22 protein-coding genes and 1 tRNA gene are annotated in these 26,743 nt (G+C 59.2%); 21 read left to right on the top strand and 2 right to left on the bottom strand.

What is annotated here, in order from left to right; translation table 11 throughout:
* The first annotated feature begins 324 nt into the window (after positions 1 to 324).
* From GH784_RS15520 to exoR, 8 genes are all read left to right on the top strand, one after another.
* Positions 325 to 477: a DUF3309 family protein gene (locus tag GH784_RS15520; RefSeq protein ID WP_003515628.1), complete on the top strand. Its 153-nt coding sequence runs from the start codon at positions 325 to 327 to the stop codon at positions 475 to 477.
* A gap of 241 nt (positions 478 to 718) precedes the next feature.
* Positions 719 to 792, top strand: a tRNA-Cys gene (locus tag GH784_RS15525).
* Between the two features lie 245 nt (positions 793 to 1,037).
* Positions 1,038 to 1,709 carry a protein-L-isoaspartate O-methyltransferase family protein gene (locus GH784_RS15530; RefSeq protein ID WP_003515626.1) on the top strand — a complete coding sequence of 224 codons (672 nt, stop codon included), beginning with the start codon at positions 1,038 to 1,040 and terminating at the stop codon, positions 1,707 to 1,709.
* A 356-nt stretch (positions 1,710 to 2,065) separates the two neighbouring features.
* Positions 2,066 to 3,025 (top strand): cell division protein PopZ, encoded by a 960-nt coding sequence (popZ, locus tag GH784_RS15535; RefSeq protein ID WP_065702445.1) that lies wholly within the window; start codon positions 2,066 to 2,068, stop codon positions 3,023 to 3,025.
* A 193-nt stretch (positions 3,026 to 3,218) separates the two neighbouring features.
* Entirely contained in the window at positions 3,219 to 6,062 is a 2,844-nt protein-coding gene (locus GH784_RS15540; RefSeq protein WP_065702446.1) for a valine--tRNA ligase, read from the top strand.
* 449 nt (positions 6,063 to 6,511) lie between these two features.
* A complete protein-coding gene (locus GH784_RS15545; RefSeq protein WP_003515621.1) occupies positions 6,512 to 7,801 on the top strand; it encodes an outer membrane protein transport protein in 1,290 nt (429 codons plus the stop codon).
* A gap of 269 nt (positions 7,802 to 8,070) precedes the next feature.
* The gene (locus GH784_RS15550; protein ID WP_233283652.1) at positions 8,071 to 8,379 is read left to right on the top strand and encodes a hypothetical protein; all 309 of its coding nucleotides are present in this window, start codon (positions 8,071 to 8,073) and stop codon (positions 8,377 to 8,379) included.
* Entirely contained in the window at positions 8,366 to 9,160 is a 795-nt protein-coding gene (gene exoR, locus GH784_RS15555; protein WP_003515620.1) for an exopolysaccharide production regulator ExoR, read from the top strand. The genes GH784_RS15550 and exoR overlap by 14 nt, the downstream gene beginning before the upstream one ends.
* Before the next feature lie 119 nt (positions 9,161 to 9,279).
* Here exoR and xth read toward each other — a convergent pair whose 3' ends face one another.
* Both xth and erpA read right to left on the bottom strand, forming a co-directional pair.
* A complete protein-coding gene (gene xth / locus GH784_RS15560) occupies positions 9,280 to 10,077 on the bottom strand; it encodes an exodeoxyribonuclease III (RefSeq protein WP_065702447.1) in 798 nt (265 codons plus the stop codon).
* A gap of 222 nt (positions 10,078 to 10,299) precedes the next feature.
* Positions 10,300 to 10,632 carry an iron-sulfur cluster insertion protein ErpA gene (erpA, locus tag GH784_RS15565; RefSeq protein WP_003515615.1) on the bottom strand — a complete coding sequence of 111 codons (333 nt, stop codon included), beginning with the start codon at positions 10,630 to 10,632 and terminating at the stop codon, positions 10,300 to 10,302.
* Positions 10,633 to 10,861: 229 nt separating this feature from the next.
* Here erpA and GH784_RS15570 point away from each other — a divergent pair, with 229 nt between their 5' ends.
* The 13 genes from GH784_RS15570 (at position 10,862) to GH784_RS15630 (ending at position 26,683) form a co-directional block, all read left to right on the top strand.
* A complete protein-coding gene (locus tag GH784_RS15570) occupies positions 10,862 to 12,079 on the top strand; it encodes a deoxyguanosinetriphosphate triphosphohydrolase (RefSeq protein WP_065702448.1) in 1,218 nt (405 codons plus the stop codon).
* Positions 12,080 to 12,155: 76 nt separating this feature from the next.
* Positions 12,156 to 13,913: an arginine--tRNA ligase gene (gene argS, locus GH784_RS15575; RefSeq protein ID WP_038492845.1), complete on the top strand. Its 1,758-nt coding sequence runs from the start codon at positions 12,156 to 12,158 to the stop codon at positions 13,911 to 13,913.
* A gap of 66 nt (positions 13,914 to 13,979) precedes the next feature.
* Complete coding sequence (locus GH784_RS15580) at positions 13,980 to 16,985, top strand: SPOR domain-containing protein (RefSeq protein ID WP_065702449.1); 3,006 nt, start codon at positions 13,980 to 13,982, stop codon at positions 16,983 to 16,985.
* A gap of 242 nt (positions 16,986 to 17,227) precedes the next feature.
* Positions 17,228 to 18,244 carry a beta-N-acetylhexosaminidase gene (nagZ, locus tag GH784_RS15585; RefSeq protein WP_003515605.1) on the top strand — a complete coding sequence of 339 codons (1,017 nt, stop codon included), beginning with the start codon at positions 17,228 to 17,230 and terminating at the stop codon, positions 18,242 to 18,244.
* Between the two features lie 58 nt (positions 18,245 to 18,302).
* Positions 18,303 to 19,151, top strand: a complete 849-nt coding sequence (locus tag GH784_RS15590) for a segregation and condensation protein A (protein WP_013636280.1) — start codon at positions 18,303 to 18,305, stop codon at positions 19,149 to 19,151.
* The gene (scpB, locus tag GH784_RS15595; protein ID WP_019566157.1) at positions 19,141 to 19,887 is read left to right on the top strand and encodes an SMC-Scp complex subunit ScpB; all 747 of its coding nucleotides are present in this window, start codon (positions 19,141 to 19,143) and stop codon (positions 19,885 to 19,887) included. The genes GH784_RS15590 and scpB overlap by 11 nt, the downstream gene beginning before the upstream one ends.
* Before the next feature lie 130 nt (positions 19,888 to 20,017).
* The gene (locus tag GH784_RS15600) at positions 20,018 to 20,224 is read left to right on the top strand and encodes a twin-arginine translocase TatA/TatE family subunit (RefSeq protein ID WP_003515599.1); all 207 of its coding nucleotides are present in this window, start codon (positions 20,018 to 20,020) and stop codon (positions 20,222 to 20,224) included.
* Between the two features lie 54 nt (positions 20,225 to 20,278).
* Positions 20,279 to 21,007: a Sec-independent protein translocase protein TatB gene (tatB, locus tag GH784_RS15605; protein ID WP_065702450.1), complete on the top strand. Its 729-nt coding sequence runs from the start codon at positions 20,279 to 20,281 to the stop codon at positions 21,005 to 21,007.
* Positions 21,004 to 21,807, top strand: a complete 804-nt coding sequence (gene tatC / locus GH784_RS15610) for a twin-arginine translocase subunit TatC (protein ID WP_153793570.1) — start codon at positions 21,004 to 21,006, stop codon at positions 21,805 to 21,807. Before tatB ends, tatC begins: the two co-directional genes overlap by 4 nt.
* Before the next feature lie 104 nt (positions 21,808 to 21,911).
* On the top strand, positions 21,912 to 23,195 hold the full coding sequence (gene serS / locus GH784_RS15615) for a serine--tRNA ligase (protein ID WP_065687302.1): 1,284 nt from the start codon (positions 21,912 to 21,914) through the stop codon (positions 23,193 to 23,195).
* 156 nt (positions 23,196 to 23,351) lie between these two features.
* Complete coding sequence (surE, locus tag GH784_RS15620) at positions 23,352 to 24,122, top strand: 5'/3'-nucleotidase SurE (protein WP_013636276.1); 771 nt, start codon at positions 23,352 to 23,354, stop codon at positions 24,120 to 24,122.
* A gap of 8 nt (positions 24,123 to 24,130) precedes the next feature.
* The gene (locus tag GH784_RS15625) at positions 24,131 to 24,772 is read left to right on the top strand and encodes a protein-L-isoaspartate(D-aspartate) O-methyltransferase (protein WP_029658770.1); all 642 of its coding nucleotides are present in this window, start codon (positions 24,131 to 24,133) and stop codon (positions 24,770 to 24,772) included.
* A gap of 345 nt (positions 24,773 to 25,117) precedes the next feature.
* Complete coding sequence (locus GH784_RS15630) at positions 25,118 to 26,683, top strand: LysM peptidoglycan-binding domain-containing M23 family metallopeptidase (RefSeq protein ID WP_019566161.1); 1,566 nt, start codon at positions 25,118 to 25,120, stop codon at positions 26,681 to 26,683.
* The last annotated feature ends 60 nt before the right edge of the window (positions 26,684 to 26,743 follow it).

Raw genomic sequence — 26,743 nt, forward strand, 5'->3', positions numbered from 1 at the left:
CAGGTCTCCCAGTCCCCCGCCAGTTTCAGGGAACGGGTGACTTGATTTAGTATGACGAACGGCATGCGATATACATAGACCGAGAAATTACCTCGAATAAATCGCTACCTTGGTCGATCACCCCGGGGCCTGGGCGTGGTGCGTAGCTAATTGCTGCCGCCATGCGCGCACGACCCGCCGCGTTGTCCGCAAATGCCGTTTAACCCGTTGAATCGGCTGGAGATGCATTCTCGGCCCACGCCATAAGCGGATGAAGTAAACGGAACTTTTTGCGTGTTTGATCATTAAATACAGCGCATACCTATTATTCATGGAGGGCTAAACATGATCGGCACCATTCTCGTTATCCTCATCATTCTTTTCCTGATCGGTGCTTTGCCAAGCTGGGGTTACCACAATTACGGTTATGGTCCCTCGGGTGGCCTCGGACTGGTTCTGGTTATCGTCCTCGTTCTTGTTCTGCTGGGTCGCATCTGATCGATCCGCATTGAAGATGCAGCGACTGCCCGCACCCGCGCAAAAGCGCCGGTCGCGGGCATTGTTTCTTCTGGAATATGAGTGAGATACAAAAAATGACGGAATCCGAAGGGCTTAGGACGTGGACTATTGCCCTTTGCCCATCGGATCGGAAAAAACAGCACATTCGGAACGAACCCTCTTGCGCGCATAATGGATTCGTTCTAAATGCCCGCCATCGCTCGAATTCATGAGCGTGTGAGGCCTCGTGGCGGAGTGGTGACGCAGAGGACTGCAAATCCTTGTACCCCGGTTCAATTCCGGGCGAGGCCTCCAAAAACTTCACCGAATAGAACCTGTTTTTTTGAACCTTTGGCTCACCTTGCGGTCATCGGCTGCCCTTGCTGTTCTAAAAAATCCCGGCCATTTCGCTTTTTCCAGCACTTAGGGCTCACCGCGCTTGAAAGCGCAGGCTTGGGCAATTATGAGATTGTTTAAAGGCGAGGGGAGACCCGTGCCGTTTTGAGCTTTTGGGGCCGAGGCTTCCCGACCGGCATCCGCGAAATTGAGGCGATAACGATATGATGGATTTCGAAACCGCACGCGCCAACATGGTCGACAGCCAGTTGCGCACGACCGACGTGACGTCGCATTCTGTGCTGAAGGCGTTTTTGAGCGTGCCGCGCGAAGCTTTCGTGCCGGCGGGTGTGCGGCAGATTGCCTATGTGGACGAGGATCTGCAGATCTGTCCCGCCCGGGATGGTCGCCCGGCCCGTTACGTCATGAAGGCCTCGCCGCTGGCGAAGCTTTTGCAGCTTGCGGCAGTGACCAAGGAAGACGTGGTGCTGGAAGTCGGTGGCGGCGCCGGTTATACCGCGGCCATCCTGTCCCAGCTCGCCGGTTCGGTGGTTTCGCTCGAATGCGACGAAACGCTGGCGGCTGAGGCGACTGAGACGCTGGCCTCACTCGGATATGACAATGTTGCTGTTGTCACCGGCGATCTCGAAAAGGGTTATGCGGGCGAAGCACCCTATGACCTGATTTTCATCAACGGCTCTGTAGAGGAAGTGCCGGCGGCACTGACCGACCAGCTGCGCGATGGCGGACGTCTGGTCGTCGTTGTCGGATACGGTAACGCTGCCAAGGCAACCGTTTACCGTCGCGATGGCAACAGCACATCGGCTGCAACCTCTTTCAACGCGTCGATCAAGCCTCTGCCCGGTTTTGCCAAGGCGGCCGAATTCGTTTTCTGATCTTTAAAAGCGATCATTGTTTTGGACGCCGGGGTGGACTTTCCGCCCCGGCGTTTGTTTTTTACGGGTGCCGCACCGGCAGACCCGCTTCGCCCACCCAATTGCCCAAAAAGACCATTCTCACAAAGCTGTGCATCACGGCGAAACTTGTCGAATCAGTGATTTAGTTCCTGACTATGCTGCCCTAGACTAAGGGTGATTCGGGGTGTGCGTATTTCTACCCCTTTTCAGGCCATCGGCCCGAAAACCGGAAGCGATTTTCGACAGGGACGGTGTGCAGATTTAAAATGTTGGAGCGTCCTTTGGGCGTCCGTATGGACGCAAGGCGGTCTAGAGAGTGGAAACCGGGGATTGATATGGCTCAGCCAAGCGTAGCGCGTGAACCGTCCATGGAAGAGATCTTGGCGTCCATACGCCGGATCATCGAAAGCAACGAGACCGGGCCTACCGGCGCGTTTTCCGGGCAGTTGCCGCCTGTCTATGACGACGAAGACGATGGCGCAGGCGAAGCGTCCTTCGTGACGGAGGCCATCAGCCCGCCGGCGCGCGTTCCCCCAGCCGCAAACCAGGCATTTGGCGCAAGGCCGGTGCAGGATTTTTCCGCGGCCTCCGAAAAGCAGACGCCAGAACAGCAGGAAATCTCGGCCGAGAAAAGCATGTCGCTTGCCGATGTCGCCGCGCGCGTTCGCGCTGCCGCCGACCGCAACGCTGCCATGGGGCCGCAGGCATTTGCTGCCCAGGCGCAGCGTGAGCCCGCGCAGGCGGCCCCGGCCGCTCATTCCTCCAGCGTACCGCAGCCTTCGGCTGCGCAACAGGTTGAACGCCCTGCGCCGCAGCGCCCGACGGATGTGCGGCCGCTGCTGGCGGCCGCTGCCGCGAGCACCAGTGAACAGCCGGCAGCTTTTGCCGCCGAGGATCGTGCTGCTGCTGCCGCTGTCGAGAGCGCAGCTTTCGAGAACCGCTTCGACCAGCTGACGCTGCGTGGCGCCATCGAAACGCCTGTAGCCCAGGATCATTTCGAGATTTCGGTGCAGGAACCTGCTGTCCAGATGCCGTCATTCGATCTGGCCGAACCCAAGGAAGAGGGCGGTTTGTCGCTCAACCTCATTTCCGAGGCTGCCGGTGCGCAGATCGCCCGTTCCTTCAGCGAACTTGCGGAAATTTTCGATGGCGTCGAACGACGCTCAATCGAGGATATGGCCGCCGAAATGCTGCGTCCGATGCTGCAGGACTGGCTGGAAGACAATCTGCCGACGCTGGTGGAGCGTCTCGTGCGTGAGGAAATCGAACGTGTGGCGCGGGGCTCGCGCCGCTAGGCTCTGTTCGTCCGCATCTTGTAACATGCGCAAGATAATGAAACAGAGGCCGCTCCGGCACCGGGGCGGCTTTTTTGTTGAAGATGAAGGCGCTATGGGGTCATAGTCGCTGACGGGTCGGTTTCTGTTGACTCTCGACCATCCATCCTTATTTAAAAAATCCACACAAGAACTCTAAAATTCAGGTCAGGAAATGCTCGAAAAGACCTACGATTCCGCATCCGTCGAACCGAAAATCGCCAAAGCCTGGGACGAGGCGAACGCTTTTCGTGCCGGCGCCAACGCCAAACCGGGCGCGGAAACCTTCACCATCGTCATCCCGCCGCCGAATGTCACCGGCTCACTGCATATGGGCCATGCGCTCAACAACACGCTTCAGGACATATTGGTCCGCTTCGAGCGCATGCGCGGCAAGGACGTGTTGTGGCAGCCGGGCATGGACCATGCGGGCATCGCCACGCAGATGGTCGTCGAGCGCAAGCTGATGGAACAGCAGCTTCCGGGCCGCCGCGAAATGGGTCGTGAGGCCTTCGTGGACAAGGTCTGGGAATGGAAAGCCGAATCCGGCGGCTTGATCTTCAACCAGCTGAAGCGTCTCGGCGCGTCCTGCGACTGGTCGCGTGAGCGCTTCACCATGGATGAGGGGCTGTCCGAGGCCGTTCTCGAGGTGTTCGTCACCCTTTACAAGCAGAACCTGATCTACAAGGACAAGCGCCTCGTCAACTGGGACCCGAAGCTGCAGACCGCGATTTCCGACATGGAAGTCGAACAGCTGGAAGTGAAGGGCAACCTTTGGCACTTCCGTTATCCGCTGGAAAAGGGTGTGAGCTATCAGCACCCGACCGCATTTGACGAGGAGGGCAAGCCGACCGAGTTCGAAACGCGCGATTACATCGTTGTTGCTACCACGCGGCCAGAGACCATGCTCGGCGATACCGGTGTTGCGGTGAACCCGGAAGACGAGCGTTACAAGGGCATCATTGGCAAGCATGTCATCCTGCCGATCGTTGGCCGCAAGATCCCGATCGTTGCCGATGACTATGCCGATCCGACGGCCGGAACTGGCGCCGTGAAGATCACGCCTGCGCACGACTTCAACGATTTCGAGGTCGGCAAGCGTTGCGGTCTGCGCGCCATCAACGTCATGAATATCGATGGCACGATCTCCATCAAGGAAAACGAGGATTTCCTCGAGGGCCTCAATCATCCGGCGGCGCTGCACGGCGCATGGGACCGCCTGGAAGGACAGGATCGTTTCTTCGCCCGCAAGGTCATCGTCGAAATCTTCGAGGAAGCCGGCCTGCTCGACAAGATCGAGCCGCACAAGCACGTCGTGCCGCATGGCGACCGTGGCGGCGTGCCGATCGAGCCGCGCCTCACCGACCAGTGGTGGGTGGACAACAAGACGCTGGCTCAACCGGCCATTGCCTCGGTTCGCGAAGGCCGCACCAATTTCGTGCCTAAGAACTGGGAAAACACCTATTTTCAGTGGATGGAGAACATCCAGCCCTGGTGTATCTCGCGGCAATTGTGGTGGGGACACCAGATTCCGGCATGGTACGGCCCTGACGGGCAGGTCTTCGTTGAAAAGACCGAGGAAGAGGCGCTTCAGGCCGCTATCCAGCATTATATTGCCCATGAAGGTCCGTGGAAGGCCTGGGTCGAGGAGAAGCTTGAAAACTTCAAGCCGGGTGAAATTCTGACCCGTGACGAAGACGTTCTCGATACTTGGTTCTCATCGGCGCTGTGGCCGTTCTCGACGCTCGGCTGGCCGGAAAAGACACCGGAACTGGCGCGGTATTATCCAACCAATGTGCTTGTCACCGGTTTCGACATCATCCCGTTCTGGGTCGTCCGCATGATGCAGATGGGTCTGCATTTCATGAAGGACGATGCCGGCAATCCGGTCGAGCCGTTCAGCACCGTCTACATCCATGCGCTCGTTCGCGACAAGAACGGCCAGAAGATGTCCAAGTCCAAGGGCAACGTCATCGATCCCCTGGAACTGATCGACGAATACGGTGCGGATGCGCTGCGCTTCACGCTCGCCATCATGGCGGCGCAGGGTCGTGACGTGAAACTCGATCCGGCACGTATCGCCGGTTATCGCAACTTCGGCACGAAGCTATGGAACGCCACGCGTTTTGCCGAAATGAACGGTGTAAAGCGCGATCCACATTTCCTGGCCGAAACCGCATCGCTGACGATCAACCGGTGGATCCTTACCGAGCTTGCCAACACCGCGCGCGATGTGACGGCGGCTCTTGAGAACTTCCGGTTCAACGATGCATCCGGTATCCTCTACCGTTTCGTCTGGAACCAGTTCTGCGACTGGTACCTGGAACTGCTCAAGCCCGTGTTCGGTGGCGAGGATGAGGCGGCAAAGGCGGAATCGCAGGTCTGCGCGGCCTATGTTCTGGATGAGATCTACAAGCTCCTGCATCCCTTCATGCCTTTCATGACGGAAGAGCTGTGGGCGCATACGGCGGGCGAGGGCGAGGAGCGGGCTGATCTTCTCTGCCTTACCGACTGGCCGACTCCGGAATTCCGCGACGATGCCGCGGCTGCGGAAATCAACTGGCTGATCGATCTGGTTTCGGGCATCCGCTCTACGCGTGCCGAGATGAACGTGCCGCCGGGCGCCACCGCATCGCTGGTGGTGGTCGGTGCCAATACCTCGACAGAAGCGCGGCTGGACCGCCATGCCGCCGCCATCCGGCGCCTGGCGCGTGCCGATGAAATCCGTGGTGCCGATGTGGCGCCAAAAGGTTCCGCGCAGATCATCATCGGTGAGGCCACGGTCTGCCTGCCGCTCGGTAACCTCGTCGATCTCGCGGCCGAAAAGGCCCGTCTCGAAAAGGCGATCGGCAAGGTGGATGCGGAGATGGAACGCATCGACAAGAAGCTGTCGAACGAAAAATTCGTGGCCAATGCCGATCCGGAGGTTGTGGCCGCCGAGCGCGAGCGTAAGGCGGAACTGGAAGTTCAGCTGACAAGTCTTCGAACCGCCCTGCAGCGGGTCAGCGAAGCAGGATAAGGTTCCTGTTGCGTGTAAAATCAAAACGCCCCGTGAAAACGGGGCGTTTTGCGTTCTGTCAGGGCCGGCTCAATTCATTGCTGCGTTGCAATGGCGAATCATGCACTGCGTGATAGCGCGATTATTTCTGCCGCGAGGCGCACAAAACCGCGCGGGAAGACGAAAAAGATCAATAAAAACGGCCTGATAAGCGATTTTCTTCGGAAACGTCCAACTGTGGTTATTTGGCGACATTTCCGGTGTGGATTGGGAGTTTGTTTCGTTTTGTGTCGTTTTTTCTAATTGGATTAGAATAATAGCCTAAAATGATTATGTAAGATGCCAAACATCAAAAACTTACGTAAAAAAATGGCCATCCGGTGGCAACCGCGCCGCGCCACGGCAGATTGTCATTTGCCGCAAAGCATTTCACTCTCTCAATGATCACATTGCCTTGATTGGGGAGAGAGATGGCAAAAACTGCATTTTTTCGCGGCGCAGTATGTTTCGTAGCCAGCATCGCGGCGGTCACGCCTTCACTGGCGGGCGGCCTCGAGCGCGGTGGCTACAATATCGACCTGCTGTTCGACCCGTCGGACTATGTTCTCGACAGTTCCGCTACATTCGTTGCGCCACAGCGCAAGGTTGAGAATGCGCGTGACAATCCGCTGAAGAGCGGTCCGCTGCCTGCGACTTGGTCAAGGAGCGCAGATGACTCTGAAAACTTCTGGTCGACCCGCATCGGCGCCAAGGCGGCAATCGGCGATTTCGGCGACTGCATGTTCGATTATTCGCAGCCTTGGGGCGCGCACCTCAATCCGGGCATCTGGCAGGGATCGAGCTACAATATCGAAACCAAGGTAAAGTCGCACAATTACGCCACCACCTGCCGTGTGAAGTTTGATCTTGGCAAGGGCGACTTCTCGATTATTGGCGGCGGCTTTTACCAGGAGATCAGCGGTTATAAATACCGTCAGGTTCTTGGCCCAGCTGTTCTTGGCCTCAATCCGGCCTGGTCCAGCTTCAGCGGCGTCGGCAAACTTGAGATGGAAGGTGACGGTTGGGGTTGGCGCGCCGGCGTTGCCTACGAAATCCCCGAGGTCGCCTTCCGGGCGAGCCTTGTTTATAACAGCGCCGTCGATCATGACCTGACCGGTTTCGCCGACGTCAGAGGAGTTCCGCAGACGCCGCCGTCCATCTCTCCGACGCTGGCGAAATACGGCGGCAAGCTGGTGCCGATCTATGGCTCCGTTTCGATGCCAGACAGCATCGAACTCAAGGTGCAATCCGGCATAGCGCCGGACTGGCTGGCTTTCGGTTCGGTGAAGTGGACTGACTGGAGCCAGATTCAGGTCATTCCTTTCTGCGCGGTAGGGACGTCTCCCTGCGTTCCGAGCGGTGCTGACACGCTGAACACGCTAGACCTGTTTTATCGTGATGGCTGGACGATTTCCGGCGGCGTTGGTCACAAGTTCAACGAGCAGTGGAGCGGTGCTGTGAGCCTGACCTGGGATCGCGGTACATCGACTGTTATCGGCACCCAGACCGACACCTGGACGCTGGGCACGCAGATCGTCTACTCGCCGAACAAGAATATCGAGTTCAAGGTTGCCGGTGCTCTCGGCCTCCTGACCTCCGGTAGCTCATCCATCAACGGTGGACCTTGCGGTGCGGGCTTCACCTGCGGCAACGAGGCGGGCTACGACTTCGGCAACGATCTCGTGGCTGCGATCTCTACGGGCGTCAAGGTCAAATTCTGACACCATTCGCCACACCTGAACGAAAAGAAAGGTCCGGTTTACCAACCGGACCTTTTTTCATTCCCGACTATGATTCCTGCTCGATAAAAATTTCTAGCCCGAAAGTTTTGTGACGATTTGGCAACACTTTTCTGCAAGCGTGGTGCCGCGTTGGAATGTGGGCATATCTGTCCATTTCCCGCCACAAACAAGGTGCTTGGCTTCTGTTTATGGACGCGGGGATGGAAGAACATGCAGGCGTTTGATGTGGGCCTGCGGAGTTGCGAAGAGTGAAAACGGGTTTGGATTCAGGGTTTAAGCAAGTAATACGGGAATTTGATCCGGGTTTCTTGTTTGGCGCTGACCGGCAGGCGGTCAAACGCCGTTATATTGCCGGAAATTATGCCTATATCTGTCTCACTGAAAATTTGGAGCAATTACCGCATATGACCACCGGCAGTGCGCTGGAAAGTGCTGCCGGAAAGACGCAGTGTGTTCGAAAAATCGCGACCCGGCGGGGTTCAGCTTTGCAGTATTCCGCAAGTATTGGCTATATGCCGGGAAGAGTGAGAGAAGTTCGCCTAAATGCTGAAATGTGAAGCACATGTTCTAAAGCCGCTCATCATGAGCCTTTTGCTTGCGTCGCTCGCAATGCCGGTGCTGGCTTTTGACATCAACGCAGGCGTTACCAAGGAATCCGGGCCCTTCGACCTGTTCAAGTTCGGCTTCAAGGCCTACAAGAACGGTAACAAGGACGAAGCCGTCGAGGCCTATCGCTATGCGGCCGAAAAGGGCCATACCGGCTCGCGCTGGGCGCTTGCCAATATGTATGCCTTCGGCGATGGCGTTGCCAAGAACGACTTCGAAGCTTTCAAGATTTACAGCGAAATTGCCAGCCAGGGCGTCGAGCCGGGCTCCGAGGATACCGGCTTCTTCGTCAACGCGCTGCTTTCTCTTGCCGATTATTACCGCCACGGCATTCCCGGCACTCCGGTAAAGATGGACCTGTCGCAGGCCCGCCAGCTCTATTTTCAGGTGGCTTCCACCTTTGGCGTGGCTGAGGCCCAGTTCCGTCTGGCGGAAATGATCCTTGCGGGTGAGGGCGGCCGGGCGGATGTGCAGCAGGCCAAGAAGTGGCTCAATCAGGCACGCAAGCACGGCCATGCCGGCGCCATGTCGATTTTCGGTAATCTGCTTTTCCAGGAAGGCCAGACGACGCAGGGGCTCGCCTTCATGACGGCCGCGCTCGACAAGTGCACGGCGGTGGATTGCACCTGGATACAGACCCTTCAGGAACAGGCTTTTTCGCTCGCGGGTGAAAACGATCGCCGCGCGGCCATCGCGCTGGCGCAGAACATGCAGATCGACGATCCGAACTGACAATTTTGGCTGAGGCGACTAGAGCACGTCCTGTTTAAACGGAATCGTTTGACGTGCTCTAACTCTTTGTTTCGGCGCACTTTTACCGGAAATTCTCTAACTCGCCCGGCGAGCGCCGTTCAATTGATCGGCGTAAAATTGAAATAACCGCAGACCGGTACGTGGTCGGACGGTTTTTCCCAGGCCCGCACATGTTTTTCGATGCTCACCGATTCCAGCCTGTCGGCCGCTTCCGCCGACAGCATCAGGTGATCGATGCGGATGCCGTTATTCTTAGGCCATGCGCCAGCCTGATAATCCCAGAAGGAATAAAGTCCGGGTTCATCCGTCGTCGCGCGTGCGGCATCGGTAAAGCCGAGATTTTCCAGCCTGCGGAATGCCGAGCGCGTCTTGGGCAGGAACAGCGCATCGCCAGCCCAGACCCGCGGATCGTGGCAATCGAAGGGTTCGGGGATGACGTTGTAGTCACCCGCCAGAATAAGCGGCTCCTCAAGCGCAAGGCGATCTTCGGCAAAGCGGCGCAGCCGCTCCATCCATGCGAGCTTGTAGGGATATTTGACAGGATCGTCAGGCGGATTGCCGTTCGGCAGGTAGAGCGAGCAGACCCGGATCACACCGCCATCAACGGAGAACACGCCCTCGATGAAGCGCGCCTGTTCATCGGCATCGTCGCCCGGCAGGCCGCGATTGATCTCGTCGGGCTTCATCTTCGACAGAAGGGCGACGCCGTTGAAGCCCTTCTGGCCATGGGTCTCGACGTGATAGCCGAGCGCTTCCAGCTCAAGGCGGGGAAAGCCTTCGTCAACCGACTTGATTTCCTGAAGGCAAACGATGTCGGGCGATGAATCCTTCAACCACTGGCAGAGGTTTTCGATACGCGCCTTGACGCCGTTGATGTTCCAGGTGGCAATCTTCATCGGAGTTTCCCTTTTGTGAGGTTACTTTTACCCGATGCAAAAGCGATTGCCACCGTTTTTGGAAACGGCTGGTGAGGATGTGGTGGATAGAAGCCGGGGCAGGGTAGATCAACAGCTATGGATGCACCGCAGCTCCCCAAACCCTCATTCCTGTGACGAGCGCAGGAACGAGGGCGGAGAGAAAGGCGTGAATGATCTCAAGCTTGGCGCTTGATATCACCATCAAATAGAAAAGCTGGTGCCGCAGCCGCAACTTGCGACCGCGTTCGGGTTCTTGATCTGGAAGGACTGGCCGAGCAGATTGTCGACGAAGTCGATTTCAGAGCCGGCCATATAGACAACCGACAGGCTGTCGATCAGCACCTTGGCGTCGCCACGCGCAATCACGATGTCGTCATCGGCGGGGTCTTCCGCCAGATCGAACTTGTAGGAGAAGCCCGAGCAGCCGCCGCCTTCCACCGAAACGCGCAGAGCCTGCTTGCCCGCATCCGCTGCGACGATCTGGGCGATTCGCTTCGCTGCGGCTTCCGAAAGTGTAATGTCGCTGTTTTCCATGTCGTTCCTCGTGCCGGGGTCAAGAACCGGAGAGCAATAGATTTGTCGCCACCATTATAAACCAGTCAAATAAACGGTCTATAGCGATGTCCGCAACGGCCTTTGCAGCGATGATGCTTTGCGCCGACCTTTGCGATAGGTATGAAGGGTGGATGAAAAGGTCAATGGTCAAAGGCCATGGACTTCGGGTCAAAGGAAGTCCCGGCCAGAGAACAGTACAGGTGGATGAATGATTATAGACCAGCGCGCATTGGGTTTCGGAAGTGGCGAGAGGGCGGTTTTCGCCTCTGATCCATGGACCACGCGCGGGCGTCTTTTTGCCGAGGAGGGGAGCCTGACGCGCTCGGAGTTCCAGCGCGACCGGGACCGCATCGTCCACACCACGGCCTTTCGCCGGCTTAAACACAAGACGCAGGTTTTCATCAGCCCTGACGGCGACCATTACCGCACCCGGCTCACCCACACGATTGAGGTTGCGCAGATTGCCCGCGCACTCGCACGTGCTCTGAAGCTGGACGAGGATCTGGCCGAGGGCGTGGCTCTGGTGCATGATTTCGGCCACACGCCGTTCGGCCATACTGGTGAGGATGCGCTGGATGCGGTGTTGTTGCCCTATGGCGGCTTCGATCACAACGCGCAGTCGCTGCGCATCGTCACCAAGCTGGAGCGCCGCTACGCCGAATATGACGGCATCAACCTGACATGGGAGACGCTGGAGGGGCTGGTGAAGCACAATGGCCCGCTGGTCAATGCCGAGGGCGAGGGCGTGAAGGGCCCGGTTCCGCTGCCCATCCTCGAATATTGCGAGCTGCAGGATCTGGAAATCGGCAGCTATGCCAGCCTTGAGGCACAGATGGCGGCTATTGCCGACGACATCGCCTATAATACCCATGATATCGATGACGGCCTGCGTGCCGGTTATCTGAGCTTCGAGATGCTGGAAGAGGTGCCTTTCCTCAGCAAGCTGATGGCTGAGGTACGTGCGAAATATCCCGTGCTCGACAAGGAACGCTTCGCCAATGAAATCATGCGCCGCCAGATCACCCATATGGTCGAGGATGTAATCGGGGTCGCGCAGCAGAATCTTTCCCGGCTGAAACCGGAGAGTGCGGCCGATATCCGCGCCGCTGATTTTACCGTCGCGACTTTCTCGCCGGAAATGGCTGAAACCGACAGGCAGATCAAGAAACTGCTGTTTGCCCATATCTACCGGCATCCGGAAATCATGCGCATCCGCGCCGGCGCTACGCAGATCGTTACCGACCTTTTCCACCGTTATATGGAAGTGCCGGCAGAGATGCAGAGTCACTACTGGGTGGACAGCATTTCCGGTATGAGCAAGGCCGCAAAAGCCCGCCATGTGGGGGATTATCTGGCCGGTATGACCGACAGTTATGCACTGCGCGCCCACCAGCGGCTGTTTGACCACACCCCCGATTTGCGATAGGGCAGCGGGCGATCGCGAAGCCAACCCGGTTATGATGGCCGGACATGAACAGAAGCCCTTCGCGCAGGTTGGAACGATGAACATTTTTGCCGATTTCGATACCAGGATCAAAAACGCGCTCGAGACTCTCGATCTCGTGAAAGAGAACCGCGAAAAGGTCGATTTCAGTCGAATTACGGTCGAATCCCCGCGCGATCTCAGCCATGGCGATGTCGCAACCAATGCCGCTATGGTTTTGGCGAAGCCGCTCGGCACCAATCCGCGGGCGCTGGCCGAACTCATCGTGCCAGCACTTCAGGCCGATGGCGATGTCGATAGCGTCAACGTCGCCGGTCCCGGCTTCATCAATCTCAAGGTCTCTGTCGGTTACTGGCAGCGTCTTCTTGCCGACATGATCGGGCAGGGCATCGATTTCGGCCGCTCGAAGATCGGCGCGGGCCAGAAGATCAACGTCGAATATGTCTCCGCCAACCCCACCGGTCCTATGCATGTCGGCCATTGCCGTGGTGCTGTCGTGGGTGACACGCTGGCGAACCTGCTCGCCTTCGCCGGTTATGGCGTGACCAAGGAATATTACATCAACGACGCCGGCTCGCAGATCGACGTGCTCGCGCGTTCGGTCTTCCTGCGTTACCGCGAGGCGCTTGGCGAAGATATCGGCGCCATTCCGTCGGGCTTCTACCCCGGTGACTATCTCGTTCCAGTCGGCCAGGCGCTGGCGGATGAATATGGCATCAAGCTGCGCGCCATGCCCGAGGAAAAGTGGCTACCTATCGTCAAGGACAAGGCGATCGCCGCAATGATGGTGATGATCCGTGAGGATCTGGAGACGCTGAACGTCAAGCACGACGTGTTCTTCTCGGAGCGCACGCTGCATGAGGGCAATGGCGGACCCATTCTCTCGGCCATCAACGATCTCACCTTCAAGGGCCACGTCTACAAGGGCACCCTGCCGCCGCCGAAGGGCGAGTTGCCGGAAGACTGGGAAGACCGCGAGCAGACGCTGTTCCGGTCCACCGAGGTGGGCGACGACATGGACCGCGCGCTGATGAAGTCGGACGGTTCCTACACCTATTTTGCCGCCGACGTTGCCTATTTCAAGAACAAGTTCGATCGCGGTTTTTCCGAGATGATCTATGTGCTCGGCGCCGACCACGGCGGCTATGTGAAGCGGCTTGAAGCGGTTGCGCGCGCCGTCTCGGAAGGCAAGTCGAAGCTGACGGTTCTTCTGTGCCAGCTCGTGAAGCTGTATCGCGATGGCGAGCCGGTGAAGATGTCGAAACGCTCAGGCGATTTCGTCACGCTGCGCGATGTGGTGGACGAAGTAGGTCGCGATCCCGTGCGATTCATGATGCTCTATCGGAAGAATTCCGAGCCGCTGGACTTCGATTTTGCGAAAGTGACCGAACAATCGAAGGATAATCCGGTCTTTTACGTGCAATATGCGCATGCCCGTTGCATGTCCATCTTCCGCCAGGCGCAGGAAGCGTTTCCGGGTCTTGCGCTCTCGCAGGACGACATGTCGTCTTCCGTTGCTTTGATTAGCGATATCAACGAGTTGCAGCTGGTTGCAAAGCTTGCTGAGTACCCGCGCCTGATCGAATCCGCAGCCCTTGCACACGAGCCGCACAGGCTTGCTTTTTACCTCTATGATCTCGCCAGTTCCTTCCATGGACACTGGAACAAAGGTAAAGACCATCAGGAATTACGTTTTATTAACGATAAAAACCGAGAATTGAGCATTGCCAGACTCGGGCTGGTGAATGCTGTCGCGAATGTTTTGAAGTCTGGTCTTACGCTTTTAGGAGCGGACGCGCCTGACGAGATGCGATAACATATCACCATTATTTGCTCACAATACGCTGGCAAGAGCTGCAATGCGTAGATGGTGGAACACGTAATGGTCGAAAAAAATGTCGCGTATAACCGGGACGCCCGGTCTGAAGGGTTCGCTGACAACGATCCTCTGGCAGAACTGGCGCGTATCGTCGGTTTCGATGAGCGTCCTTCGCATGCGGGTTCCGAAGCTGCGCCACGCGCCGGCTCTGCGGCAACCCGCCGCGAACCCGAATTCAATCTCGAAGACGAGCTGCTTCGAGAGTTCGAGGTTTACGATGCGCCGCATGCCGATCCGGTCGTTCTTGACCCGGCAAACGATGTGCGTGCGGGCATCCACCCCAGCGACTTCATGCAGCGCGTCGAATCGGTTTTCGCCCGGCGCGAGCCTGAGCTTGCGCCAGCGGACGAACCCGTGTTCGAGGCAAGCCCCGCACCCGAAGTGAGCCAGGAGCCACTTCCCGAGGCCGATCAGGCCTACATTCACAATTACGTCGAGACGTCGACGCAGGACATCCGCGCGGATTTCCGTGACGATGCCGGTGCGGTTGCCGAGGTTTTCGATGTGCATTCGCGCCAGTCGCGCCCTGCCGAGCCGGTGGTTTACCAGCAGGCTGCATGGGAAGAGCCGCAGGCTGTCGAGCCGGCTCAAAGCACCTGGCACGCCATGCCTGAGCTTCCGGCCGATGTTTCGAGCAATATTGCGCATTCCGATCAGAGCCATGCGCCTGAGCCGCAGTCTTTCGATCTTGCCGATGAGGTAGAGATCGCCGTCGCCGAAGCGCCGGCGCCGATTTCCGTGCGTCCGCCTTTGCATGGTGGCCGTTCTTCGCTGGAATTTTCCAGCCTGCGTCTGCCGCTTGCCAATTTCGGCGCGCGCCGCGATGTTGCGGCAGGTGATCCCAAGCGGATCGAGCCGAGGGCCGAAGCGCTGCCTGCAGCCCGGATCGAGCCACAGGCCGAACCAGTTCCGGCGCCTGAGCCCGTCTTCGTTCAGGCGGAAGAAACTGCACCTACCTTTGCTCCTTCGGTTGCAGAGAAGCCGGTTGAAACAAATCTTTCGCCGATGGACGAGCTGATCTACGGCGTTGCGAAATATTCCATTCCCGGACGCGGCGAAGAGCCTGTCGTTCAGGATGCCCCCATCGCACAGGCTGCGCCTATCGTTCCGGCTGCAAGAGTGGAGCCGCCTTTGGTTGCCACGGCGCCGGTTGCCGCAGCCCCTGTAAAAGCAGCCCCGGTCGTAGCAGCGCCGCCCGTTCAGGAGCCGGACTTTGGGGATTTCGCAGGTTTCAACGACGATGATTTCGAGCTTGCGCTTGATGATCTCGATCTTGACCTCGACCTTTCCGAAATCGCTGCAGCGGAAGTCGCACCTGCGCCTGTGCCGCAGCCCGTTCGCCAGCAGCCGGTCGCTCCGGTAGCGGTTGCTGCCGCCGCGCCGCAGCCGGTGCGGGAACAGCCAGCACCTCAGCCGCGCCCGGCCCCGGTTGCTGCAATTCCGGTAGCCGCGCCTCCGGTTCAGCCGCGTCCGGTCGCAGCCGCACCGCAGCCGGTTGCACCACAAACGCTTGAAAGCCTGCCTTTCGATCCCTCGCAGATCGGTGAGACGGAAGAACATCCGGAAAATATTACCGAGATGGACGTGCCGGAATTGCCGGTCGGCGTTTTCGAACCCAAGCCTGTCGCCCGTCGTCACGAAGAAGACCTCGATATCGACACCGAGCTCGCAACGCTGTTTGCCCCGGCGGTTGCCGGTGGTCTTGACCGTCACAAACATGCGGAAAACCGGGCTGCTGCCCCGCAGGCGCGTCCTCAGGCACAGGGTCCGGAGGAGGTCGACGAATTTGAGCGGGCGCTGGAAGAAGATTTCCGCCGCTCTATGCAGGAGGCTGCTGCCTCGCGTGGCAATGCGCCGCGCGATGCCGAGAATACCTATGTCGACCATCAGCCGGCCTATCGCGAAGAAGAACGCGGCGGTCGCCGCTGGATCATGCCGGTTGCCGCAGCAATCGGTCTGGTGCTTGTCGGTGGTGGTGTTTACGCGCTGATGTCGGGCGGTTCGTCCGGAGCGGGCTCCAATGGCGCGCCGGTCATCATTTCCGCCGATAACGACCCGATGAAGGTGGTGCCGGAAAATCCGGGTGGCCGCGTCGTGCCCAACCAGGACAAGGCGGTTTACGACCGCGTGGCCGGTGGTAGCGCTGCCGATCCGAAGCAACCGGCGCTGATCTCCAGCAACGAAAAGCCTGTCGATGTGGTCCAGCGTACGCTGATACCCGAACAGCTGCCGCTGGAAGGTGAAAACGACGCGGACATGGAAGCCACCGGCACGCCGGTTGGCGAGACTGAAGATCCGCGCCTGCTTTCGCCGGAAGAAAAGGCCAGCCAGAACGAAGGTGCCGGTGCGACGGGCGTTTCGCCGCGCAAGGTCCGCACCATGATCGTCAAGCCTGATGGTACGCTGGTTGCACAGGAAGTCGATGCGCCTGCTGCCCAGCCACCGAAGGCCGACAAGGTCGCGGAGCTTGCTGCACCGCAGGCAGCCAAGCCGGGTGAGGGCGCTCCCGCCGTCATCGCCGCTTCGCGTGTTCCGGTTGCGCCTGAACACCCGCAGGCCAATACGCCAGCCGCTTCCTCCACACCGGCCTCGCAGTCGGCTGCGCCCGTTCCTTCGGCGCGTCCGTCTGCACAGCCTTCCAATGTGGTGGCAACGGTGACCAATCAGGGCAACGTCCGTCCTGCTGCAACTGCTCCGGCCCAGCCGCAGGCTGCACAGCAGCAGACAGCCGCCGCCATGCCCGCAGCAACGAGCGCGCCGTCTTCGGGTGGTTATTACATCCAGATCGCGTCCCTGCCGAGCCAGGCGGAGGCCCAGAAGTCCTACCAGAACATGTCGGCCAAGTTCGGTTCGGTCATTTCTGGTCGGGGCGTCGACATCAAGGCCGCTGAGATCGCCGGCAAGGGCACGTTCTACCGCGTCCGCATCCCGGCGGGGGACAAGAACGAAGCCGTGGCGCTGTGCGAAAAGTTCCGCGCAGCTGGCGGCAGCTGCCTGGTGGCGCGCTGATCGCGGCTGATCCGGTTGAGTGAAGATTGGGGCTGCCGTCTAAGGCAGCCCTCGCAGTGGGGAAAGGCTTTCCTCACATTCGACGTCATCCTCGGCCCCGTGGCGAGGATCTGCCAACGTTTCGCCAACCGTTCGGTTGCAGATGCTCGGGAAAGGCCCGAGCATGACGGCGGAGGGGTTGTCGACTTATCCCCGACGCCTTGCGGTATAAGGCCATTTCCCCATTCTGTGAGCGTGACATCATGACCGATTGCAAAGCTATGATCCTCGGATGCGGCGGGCTTACGCTTTCCGCTGACGAGATTGCCCTTTACCGCAATGAGCGGCCCTGGGGTTTCATCCTGTTCGGGCGCAATATCGGTGATGCGCAACAGATTACCGATCTCGTCGCCTCAATGCGCGATGCCGTCGCGCGGCCGGATGCGCCGGTTCTGATCGATCAGGAAGGCGGGCGCGTTCAGCGCATCAAGCCGCCGCTTTTGCAAGCCTATCCGAATGCCCGCATTCTTGGCGAGATATACGAGCGTGACCGCGAGGAAGGCCTGCGCGCGGCGTGGTTGATGTCGCGTCTGCATGCCTTCGATCTCATGAAATTCGGCATCAATATCGACTGCCTGCCGGTGCTCGACGTGCCGGTGGAAGGCGCCAGTAACGTCATTGGCAACCGGGCCTATGGCTACAGCCCGACCATGGTGGCGGAGATGGGGCAGGCGGCGGCTGACGGTCTCAAGGCGGGCGGCATGTTGCCTGTCATGAAACACATGCCGGGCCACGGTCGCGGCATGGTGGATTCGCACCATGAATTGCCTGTTGTCGATGTGCCGCTGGACGAGCTGGACGCCCATGATTTTGTGCCATTCCGCGCGCTGAACCGTGAATTGATGGCGATGAGCGCGCATCTGGTGTTCAATGCCGTCGATCGGGAGCGTCCGGCAACGACCTCGCCAAAGGTGATCGAGGAGATCATTCGTGGGCGAATCGGCTTTGACGGTCTGTTGATGTCCGACGACAGTTCCATGAATGCGCTGAAGGGCACGCTTGGCCAGCGTGCCGCGAATATTGTTGCGGGTGGCTGCGATATAGTCTTGCATTGCAACGGCGTGATGGGTGAAATGCTTGAGGTCGTGAAGGAGGTTCCCGTTCTTTCCGGCCGTTCGCTGGAGCGGGTGCGGGCCGTGGAAGCGGGTTTTCCCGCCACTGATGCCTCCGACGAAGCTGAACTGAGAGCCGAATTCAACGCCATGTGGGCCGTTTCCTGACAATCGGGCGGCGGCCCGGTACTCGGGACGACAGGCCGGACGCCCGGCGGATGGAACAATGGCAGCAGACAAGTCTCGCACTTCAACGCCTATGGACAAGCTCTGGCAGGATGTGACGCCGGAGCGGTTGACGGGCGAGGCCGGGCTGGTGATCGATGTCGCGGGTTTCGAAGGCCCGCTCGATCTGTTGCTACACCTTGCTCGCACGCAGAAGGTCGATCTTTCGCGCATTTCGGTGCTGGCGCTTGCCGAGCAATATCTGCAATTCGTGGAAACAGCCCGCCGCGTGCGCATCGAGCTTGCTGCCGACTATCTGGTGATGGCGGCCTGGCTTGCCTTCCTCAAGTCCAAGCTTCTCATTCCGCAGCAGGCGAAGGATGACGGCCCCTCCGGCGAAGAAATGGCCGCGACGCTGGCCTTCCGGCTGAAGCGTCTGGAGGCGATGCGGGAGGCGGCTGAACGCCTCGTCAACCGCGCCCAGCTTGGCCGCGATATTTTCGCCCGTGGCGCGCCGGAGCATATTCCGCATATCAACCGCTCGGCTTACGAGGCGAACCTCTACGATCTCCTGAGTGCGTATGCCAATCTGCGGCAAAGGCAGGCCATCACCCAGGTCACGATTGAAAAGCGGCAGGTCTGGTCGCTTGTGGAAGCCCGGGAACTTCTGACCAGTCTGCTCGGGGATGTCGGCGAGTGGACGGTGCTCGACCAATATCTGCTGCAATATGTGCCTGACCCCGCGATGCGCGTGACGGCAATCGCCAGCGCTTTCGCCGCCTCGCTGGAGCTCGTGCGCGAGGGATCGCTGCAAATCCGGCAGGAGGGCGCGTTCCAGCCCATCTATATGCGCAGGAGCGAGCGAGATGACCGCGCGCCGAATGCGGAAAGGACTGATAATGACGCATGACGACGAGACCGGCGAAGCCGCCATCGTGGCAGATGGGGCGGCGGATGTGGTTGGGGCCGAGCCCGCGGTATTTTCCGAGCGTCAGCTGAAGGAAGCCGAGCGCATTGCCGAGGCGCTGGTCTTTGCCTCGGCCGAACCGGTTTCAGTTGCCTTCATTGCCGAGCGGCTGCCGCGCGGCATGGATGTCGTTGCCATACTCCACGGGCTGAAGGCCGCTTATGGCGAGCGGGGTGTCAATCTGGTGCAGGTGGGCGGGCAATGGGCGTTCCGCACGGCCGGCGATCTCTCCTTCGTCGTCCATTCTGAGGAAAAGGAACCTAAGAAGCTATCGCGTGCGGCGCTGGAGGTTCTGGCGATTGTGGCGTATCATCAGCCGGTGACACGCGCCGAAATCGAGGAAATCCGTGGCGTGCAAACCTCACGCGGTACCCTCGATGTGCTGATGGAAGCGGGTTGGGTGCGTTTCAGGGGCCGCAGGCGCACGCCGGGCAGGCCGGTGACGATCGGCACCACGGTGGAGTTTCTCGACCATTTCGGCCTTGAGGAATTGCGGGACTTGCCGGGCCTTGAGGAACTGAAGGGTGCGGGCCTGCTTTCGGGCCGTATTCCTTCCAATTTCGGCGTGCCTTTGCCGATGATGAGCGACGAATTGCGCGAAGACGAAGACCCGATCACGCAGCTCGATCTGGAAGAGTTGGGCCTGCTTGCACCTGGTGGCGGCGATGGCGACGATTGATATCGTCTTCATGCGGATGACAAGGCACGAAAACTTTATGCCCACAGCCTGTTGAAGCAACGATTTGTTGTTTGAAAAAGCCTTTCAAACGTCTTACATCGTCTGAAAGCGAAATTCAGGAGTTTCAGTTATGGGTTCTTTTAGTGTGTGGCATTGGCTGATCGTGCTGGTGATCGTTCTCGTTCTCTTCGGACGCGGAAAGATCCCGGAACTGATGGGCGATGTCGCCAAGGGCATCAAGAGCTTCAAGAAGGGCATGGCTGACGAAGATCAGACTCCGCCGCCGGCCGATGTCAACGCGAAGACTGTTGACCACAAGGCTGACGAGATCAAGTAAGCGGCTTGAACCTGCTTGTTTTGAGACTGGCGCTAGGGTCTCGGGAGCGTTTTGATGTTTGATATCGGTTGGAGCGAGCTTCTGGTGATCGCGGTCGTTTTGATCGTGGTCGTCGGCCCCAAGGACTTGCCGCCCATGATCCGCGCCTTCGGTAAGACGATGGCCGGCCTTCGCAAGATGGCGGGGGATTTCCGCACGCAGTTCGACGAGGCCTTGAAAGAGGCAGACATGGACGATGTGCGGCAGACGATCTCCGATGTGCGCAATCTCAACCCGACCAACTCGCTGCGCGATGCTATGAACCCGCTTCGCCAGCTCGGCAACGAAATCAAGTCCGATCTCCAGAAGGCGACAGCCGCTCCCGATGCGATGTCGTCGACAGCAGCACCTGCAACAAGTGAGCCGGTGGCTCCTCTTGTCAGTGTGCCGGAGCCCGAGATGAAGCTTCCGGATGTGGCGCCTGCGGTGGTTCCCACGCCTTCTGCGTCTTCGCCGGTTACTGCGGTTGCTGCTGCGGAAGAAAAGCCGAAGCGTGCGCGTGCGAAATCTGTTGCGACCGTTGAAGCCGAAGCGGTTGCCGCCAAGCCGAAGCGCACCACCCGCAGCAAGCCTGCCGCAGCGCCTGTTGAAGAAGCTGCTGTCTTGAAGCCGACCGTGAAGGCTGTCGCCAAAAAGGTTGCTGTCAGGAAAGCGGCAGCGGAGAAGGCGGTTGCCGTTGCGGATGCCAAACCGGCCAAACCGGCAAGAACCAAGGCTGCAAAGCCCAAAAAGGATGAAGCATGAGCGGGGACATCGAGGACAAGCCGCAGCCGCTTATCGAACATCTCATGGAGTTGCGCACGCGGCTGATCTGGTCGCTCGGCGCGTTCTTCGTCGCCTTCATCGCCTGTTTCGCCGTTGCCAAGCATCTCTTCAACCTGCTCGTCATTCCCTATAAGTGGGCGGTCATCTGGGCGGGGCTGGATGTGGCGAAATCATCGCTGATCTATACGGCGCCGCAGGAGTTCTTCTTCACGCAGATCAAGGTTGCCATGTTCGGTGCCATGGTGATCTCCTTTCCGGTGATTGCCTCGCAGCTCTATAAATTCGTGGCGCCGGGCCTCTACAAGAACGAGCGCGCCGCCTTCCTGCCGTTCCTGATCGCGTCGCCGATCCTTTTCCTTATCGGCGCGGCGCTCGTCTATTTCTTCTTTACGCCCATGGTCATGTGGTTCTTCCTCGCCATGCAGCAATTGCCAGTAGATGGCGAGGTGGCGATTTCCCTGATGCCGAAGGTGTCGGAATATCTCAGCCTCATCATGACGCTGGTTTTGTCCTTCGGCCTGGTATTCCAGCTGCCTGTCGTCACCACGCTTCTGGCGCGGGTCGGGATTCTGACCAGCGACTGGCTGCGGGAAAAGCGCAAGTTTGCCATTGTCATGGCCTTCGTGGTTGCGGCCGTGCTGACGCCGCCAGACCCCATGTCCCAGATCGGTCTTGCGCTACCTGCGATCATTCTCTACGAGATTTCCATCTACATGGCTCGACTCGTGGAGAGGAAACGTGCTGCGGAATCCAAAAGCACGGAGCTGGAAAAGACCTGACGCTTCGCCACGGTCTTCCTGCTCATCAAATCTCCTCGCGCCGGGCCTTTCGCCCGGCGTTTTGCTGATAAAACGCGAGCGACCAACAATAGTCTGGAACGACGATGCACGACATTAAATGGATACGCGAAAACCCCGAAGCCTTTGATGCAGCACTTGCACGGCGCGGCGCAGAGCCTGCCGCAAGCAGCCTGATCGCTCTCGACGAAAAGCGCCGTTCCGTCATCCAGTCCCTGCAGGACATGCAGTCGCGTCGCAATGCCGCTTCCAAGGACATCGGCGCCGCCATGGCGCAGAAGAACATGGAGCTGGCGGAAAAGCTGAAAGCGGAAGTCGCCGACATCAAGGAAAACATGCCGCGCGCCGAGGAGGAGGACCGCCAGGTCACCGCCGAGCTTAACGACGCCCTGTCGCGCCTGCCCAACATGCCTTTCGACGATGTTCCTGACGGCAAGGACGAACACGACAATGTGGTGACCCGCGTGGTCGGCCAGAAGCCCGGCTGGAACCATGAAGCAAAGGAGCACTTCGAGATTGGCGAAGCGCTCGGCTACATGGATTTCGAGCGGGCTGCCAAGCTTTCCGGCTCGCGCTTCACCGTGCTGACCAGCCAGCTGGCGCGTCTGGAACGGGCGCTCGGCCAGTTCATGATCGACCTGCACACCTCGGAACATGGCTACACGGAAGTCTCTTCGCCGCTGATGGTGCGTGATGAGGCGATGTTCGGCACCGGCCAATTGCCGAAGTTTTCCGAGGATTTGTTCAAGACCACTGATGGCCGCTGGTTGATCCCGACGGCGGAAGTGACGCTGACCAACCTTGTCTCCGGCGAAATTCTCGAGCAGGAAAAGCTGCCGCTACGCTTCACGGCACTTACGCCGTCCTTCCGTTCGGAAGCGGGCTCTGCCGGCCGCGACACACGCGGCATGCTGCGCCAGCACCAGTTCTGGAAATGCGAACTCGTCTCCATCACCGACGCGGAAAGTGCTGTTGCCGAGCATGAGCGCATGACGGCCTGCGCCGAAGAAGTGCTGAAGCGTCTTGGCCTGCATTTCCGCACCATGACGCTGTGCACCGGCGATATGGGTTTCAGCGCGCGCAAGACCTACGATCTGGAAGTGTGGTTGCCCGGCCAGAACACCTACCGCGAAATTTCGTCCTGCTCCGTCTGCGGCGATTTCCAGGCGCGGCGCATGAATGCGCGTTATCGCGGCAAGGACGACAAGGCGACGAAGTTCGTGCACACGCTGAACGGCTCCGGCACCGCCGTCGGTCGCTGCCTCATCGCGGTCCTCGAAAATTACCTAAACGACGACGGTTCCGTCACAATTCCAGACGTGCTGCTGCCCTATATGGGCGGTCTGACACGAATCGAGAAGGCGGCCTGAGGGAGCGCAGCGTCGTGCTATTGGAAGGAGAATCTCCCAATTACGCCGACGTCATCCTCGGGACAGGTCCGAGGATGACGTTGAGAGAACTGCACACCTCACTGCCGGTGGGGAGGATGCTCCGTCCCGGAAGATATGAAAAGCGGAGAGAGAAACATGCGGATTTTGCTGACCAATGACGACGGTATCCATGCCGAAGGGCTGGCGGTGCTGGAACGTATCGCCCGCACGCTGTCCGATGACGTCTGGATCGTGGCGCCCGAGACCGACCAGAGCGGTCTTGCTCACTCCCTGACTCTCTCCGAGCCGCTGCGGCTGCGCAAGGTTTCCGACAAGCATTTCGCGCTGCGCGGTACGCCGACCGATTGCGTCATCATGGGCATCCGTGAAGTTCTGCCGGAAAAGCCCGATCTCGTACTCTCAGGTGTCAATGCCGGTGCCAATATGGCTGACGATGTCACCTATTCCGGCACGATTGCCGGCGCCATTGAAGGTACGCTGCAAGGGGTACGCTCCTTCGCACTCAGCCAGGCTTTCAGCCATTCCGAAGGCCGCGTCGTGCCGTGGGAGGTGACTGAGACCCATGCGCCGGATCTGCTGCGCAAGCTGATGAATGTGGAATTGCCTGATGGCACCTTCCTCAATCTCAATTTCCCCAATTGCGCACCTGATGATGTGCAGGGTGTCTCCGTTACCGGGCAGGGCAAGCTCGATTTCGGCCTGACGGTAGAAGAACGCCAGGATGGCCGCGGTCTTCCTTATTACTGGCTGCGCTTTGGCGAACGCCTCGGCACCTTCCTCGAGGGCACGGATATCCACGCTTTGAAGCACGGCAAGATTTCGGTCACACCGCTAAAGCTTGACCTTACGGATTACACGGTCAAGGATCGGGTTGCGCAAGCACTTGGATTCGGAGTCGCCGATTGAAATCCGCAATGGTTGAAAAGGAAGGTTTTGCCGCTCTCGTTCTCCGCTTGCGGGGCGAGGGGATTTCCGACCTCGACCTTTTGACGGCGGTCGAACAGACGCCGCGCTCCAGATTCGTGCCGCCGCAATTCGCCGCTGATGCCTATTCCAGCCGTACAATCCCGATCGACTGCGGCGCCTTCATGGAAGGCGCTGACATGGCGGTGAAAATCCTGGCCCGCCTGCAATTGAAGCCGGGCCAGCGCGTGCTGGAAATCGGCACCGGCAGCGGTTTCATGACGGCGATCATCGCGCGCCGGGTGGAGCGGGTCTTTTCGCTGGAGCGATACAAGACGCTAGTGCAGCAGGCGCAGAACTGTCTGGACGATCTTTCCATCCGCAATGTCGTCATCCGCCAGGCGGATGGCAGCAACGGTCTGGTCGGCGAGGGCACCTTCGACCGAATCGTCGCCACCGCCGCCTTTACCACCATGCCCCGCTTTTTCGCCGAGCAGATCGTCTCCGGCGGCATGATGATCGCGCCGATCATTCTGGAAGACGGGCGCTGCGTGATGACGCGCTTCTCCAAGACCGGCAGCCGCTTCGAGAAGGAAGAGCTGTTCGAGACGCCCTATCTGCCGCTTGGCAGCCATATTGCCCGGCATTTGTGACAAAATGAAAATATCGAAGGCGATTAATTTTCGTCTTAGAATATTCTAAATCATCACAACCAACTGATTTTCCATCATAATATTGTTCCGACATGACACATGCCGTTTTCGTCATGGTTATCGAAGTGTCAAAAAAGCGCCGAGCGGCTTAACGTTTTAACGGCGTGGTAACACTAACGCGCTTTAATCATAAACATCGACGCATGGTTTTCCCGGGATCGGGAAATGGGCCTTGCAAGAAGTGAAATTTGTGCCGGATCGACCTCGATGCGGCGGGTTGGCGTCAGTGTAGATCGAGTTATGCGTATGAGACATTCGTCTAAAATCGGAAAATCAGTCGCAAAAATGTTCGCAGCGGCATTGCTGGCAAGCGTCGCAACGGGCTGTAGCTCGGATGCAACGCGGTTCAGCGGCCTCTTTTCCAGTGGACCGGATCGGATGACGACAGCGTCAATTCCAGCCCGCCAGGGCGGCGGTGCTTATGGGCAGGCCCCGGTCCCGCAAGGTGACATGAACGGTGGTTATGCCTCTGCGGCTCCCCAGGGCGGCTACGCCAATCAGAACATGGCGGCCAACTCCTATCCGTCTTCCGGCGGTTACGGCGGTGGCGTTCAGCCTTCGACGGCCCGTTCGGCTTCGGCCTCTCCGGTGCAGCGCTCCGAGCTGTCGGCTCCGCCGGCGGTAGCAAGCCGCGACCCGTCGACCCGCAACGAAGCCATGGCCCAGCCTTTCCCGTCCGCACAACGACCAGCCGCTCCGTCTCTCGCAGCACCTGCACAGCAGGCTGCCGCTCCCGTCGCCGACAATCTCACCACCGCAACCGTCCGTTCCGACAAGAACGGCTGGCATACGGATGGCGCCTCTTCGGTAACGCTGCGTCCGGGTGAAAGCATCGCGACTATCTCCAACCGCTACGGCGTTCCCGAAAAGGAACTGCTGCGGGTCAACGGTCTGAAAACCGCGGCGTCCGCGCAGGCTGGCCAGTCGATCCTTATTCCGAAATTCGGTCAGGTCCGCAATGCCGCCAAGGCTGCGGCTGGTGACATTGCGCTCAACCGCAACGGCGACGAGCCGAACCCGCTGCGTGGTCCAGACCAGAAGGTAGCCGTGCTTCCCTCGCAGAGTGTTGCCCGCGACAAGGTTTCGGCTGAAAACGGCAAGCTCACACCTCCCGGTGGCAAGCCTATGCCGCCAGCCGGTGGTTACAAGGTTCAGCCGGGCGACAGCCTGGCAAAGATCGCCCGTGAAAACGGCGTTTCGGTTGCAGCCCTCAAGGCCGCGAACGGCATTTCCACCGAAAGCATCCGTGTCGGCCAGACACTCGCCATGCCGGGTGCTTCGACCGACGCCATTAAGACAGCCTCCGTACCCGCAAAGGAAGCGGCCAAGGCAGTGGAAACCGCATCCGCCAAGCCGGAACCCTACAAGGCTCCTGCCGCAGCTGCGACCGTACCGTCCGCTCCTGCCGCAACGGCAAGCGTCGGCGATATCGAGAAGAAGTCCGATATGGCCTCGCTCGCTCCGGAATCCACGGGCATCGGCAAATATCGCTGGCCGGTTCGTGGCGCCGTCATCAACAATTTCGGCGACAACGTCGAAGGTAGCCGCAACGATGGCATCAACATCTCCGTTCCGGAAGGCACGCCGATCAAGGCCGCCGAAAATGGTGTGGTCATCTATGCGGGCAATGGCCTTAAGCAGCTCGGCAACACGGTTCTTGTCCGCCACGACGACGGCAAGGTCACCGTTTACGGCAACGCCGCCAATCTTGACGTGCAGCGCGGCCAGAAGGTTCAGCGCGGCCAGACCATCGCCACGTCAGGCATGACCGGCAGCGCCAAACGTCCTCAGGTTCACTTTGAAGTTCGCAAGGATGCGACGCCGGTGAACCCCTCCGGTTTCCTTGAATAGGTATTGCGTCTCAAGGAATGATGAAGCCGGGCCGAACGCCCGGCTTTTTCATTTTTGGGG

It is taken from the genome of Agrobacterium tumefaciens (genome assembly GCF_009649785.1).
Taxonomy (GTDB): Bacteria; Pseudomonadota; Alphaproteobacteria; order Rhizobiales; family Rhizobiaceae; genus Agrobacterium; species Agrobacterium tumefaciens.

Bases quoted from the DNA above. Each gene is read 5' to 3' on its own strand.
- GH784_RS15545 (WP_003515621.1), top strand. From the start codon at position 6,512: ATGGCAAAAACTGCATTTTTTCGCGGCGCAGTATGTTTCGTAGCCAGC.
- tatC (WP_153793570.1), top strand. From the start codon at position 21,004: ATGAGCGGGGACATCGAGGACAAGCCGCAGCCGCTTATCGAACATCTC.
- GH784_RS15530 (WP_003515626.1), top strand. From the start codon at position 1,038: ATGATGGATTTCGAAACCGCACGCGCCAACATGGTCGACAGCCAGTTG.
- exoR (WP_003515620.1), top strand. From the start codon at position 8,366: ATGCTGAAATGTGAAGCACATGTTCTAAAGCCGCTCATCATGAGCCTT.
- GH784_RS15625 (WP_029658770.1), top strand. From the start codon at position 24,131: ATGGTTGAAAAGGAAGGTTTTGCCGCTCTCGTTCTCCGCTTGCGGGGC.
- GH784_RS15630 (WP_019566161.1), top strand. From the start codon at position 25,118: ATGTTCGCAGCGGCATTGCTGGCAAGCGTCGCAACGGGCTGTAGCTCG.
- surE (WP_013636276.1), top strand. From the start codon at position 23,352: ATGCGGATTTTGCTGACCAATGACGACGGTATCCATGCCGAAGGGCTG.
- xth (WP_065702447.1), bottom strand. From the start codon at position 10,077: ATGAAGATTGCCACCTGGAACATCAACGGCGTCAAGGCGCGTATCGAA.
- tatB (WP_065702450.1), top strand. From the start codon at position 20,279: ATGTTTGATATCGGTTGGAGCGAGCTTCTGGTGATCGCGGTCGTTTTG.
- GH784_RS15570 (WP_065702448.1), top strand. From the start codon at position 10,862: ATGATTATAGACCAGCGCGCATTGGGTTTCGGAAGTGGCGAGAGGGCG.
- argS (WP_038492845.1), top strand. From the start codon at position 12,156: ATGAACATTTTTGCCGATTTCGATACCAGGATCAAAAACGCGCTCGAG.
- scpB (WP_019566157.1), top strand. From the start codon at position 19,141: ATGACGCATGACGACGAGACCGGCGAAGCCGCCATCGTGGCAGATGGG.
- serS (WP_065687302.1), top strand. From the start codon at position 21,912: ATGCACGACATTAAATGGATACGCGAAAACCCCGAAGCCTTTGATGCA.
- GH784_RS15580 (WP_065702449.1), top strand. From the start codon at position 13,980: ATGGTCGAAAAAAATGTCGCGTATAACCGGGACGCCCGGTCTGAAGGG.
- GH784_RS15520 (WP_003515628.1), top strand. From the start codon at position 325: ATGATCGGCACCATTCTCGTTATCCTCATCATTCTTTTCCTGATCGGT.
- erpA (WP_003515615.1), bottom strand. From the start codon at position 10,632: ATGGAAAACAGCGACATTACACTTTCGGAAGCCGCAGCGAAGCGAATC.
- GH784_RS15540 (WP_065702446.1), top strand. From the start codon at position 3,219: ATGCTCGAAAAGACCTACGATTCCGCATCCGTCGAACCGAAAATCGCC.
- popZ (WP_065702445.1), top strand. From the start codon at position 2,066: ATGGCTCAGCCAAGCGTAGCGCGTGAACCGTCCATGGAAGAGATCTTG.
- nagZ (WP_003515605.1), top strand. From the start codon at position 17,228: ATGACCGATTGCAAAGCTATGATCCTCGGATGCGGCGGGCTTACGCTT.
- GH784_RS15590 (WP_013636280.1), top strand. From the start codon at position 18,303: ATGGCAGCAGACAAGTCTCGCACTTCAACGCCTATGGACAAGCTCTGG.
- GH784_RS15600 (WP_003515599.1), top strand. From the start codon at position 20,018: ATGGGTTCTTTTAGTGTGTGGCATTGGCTGATCGTGCTGGTGATCGTT.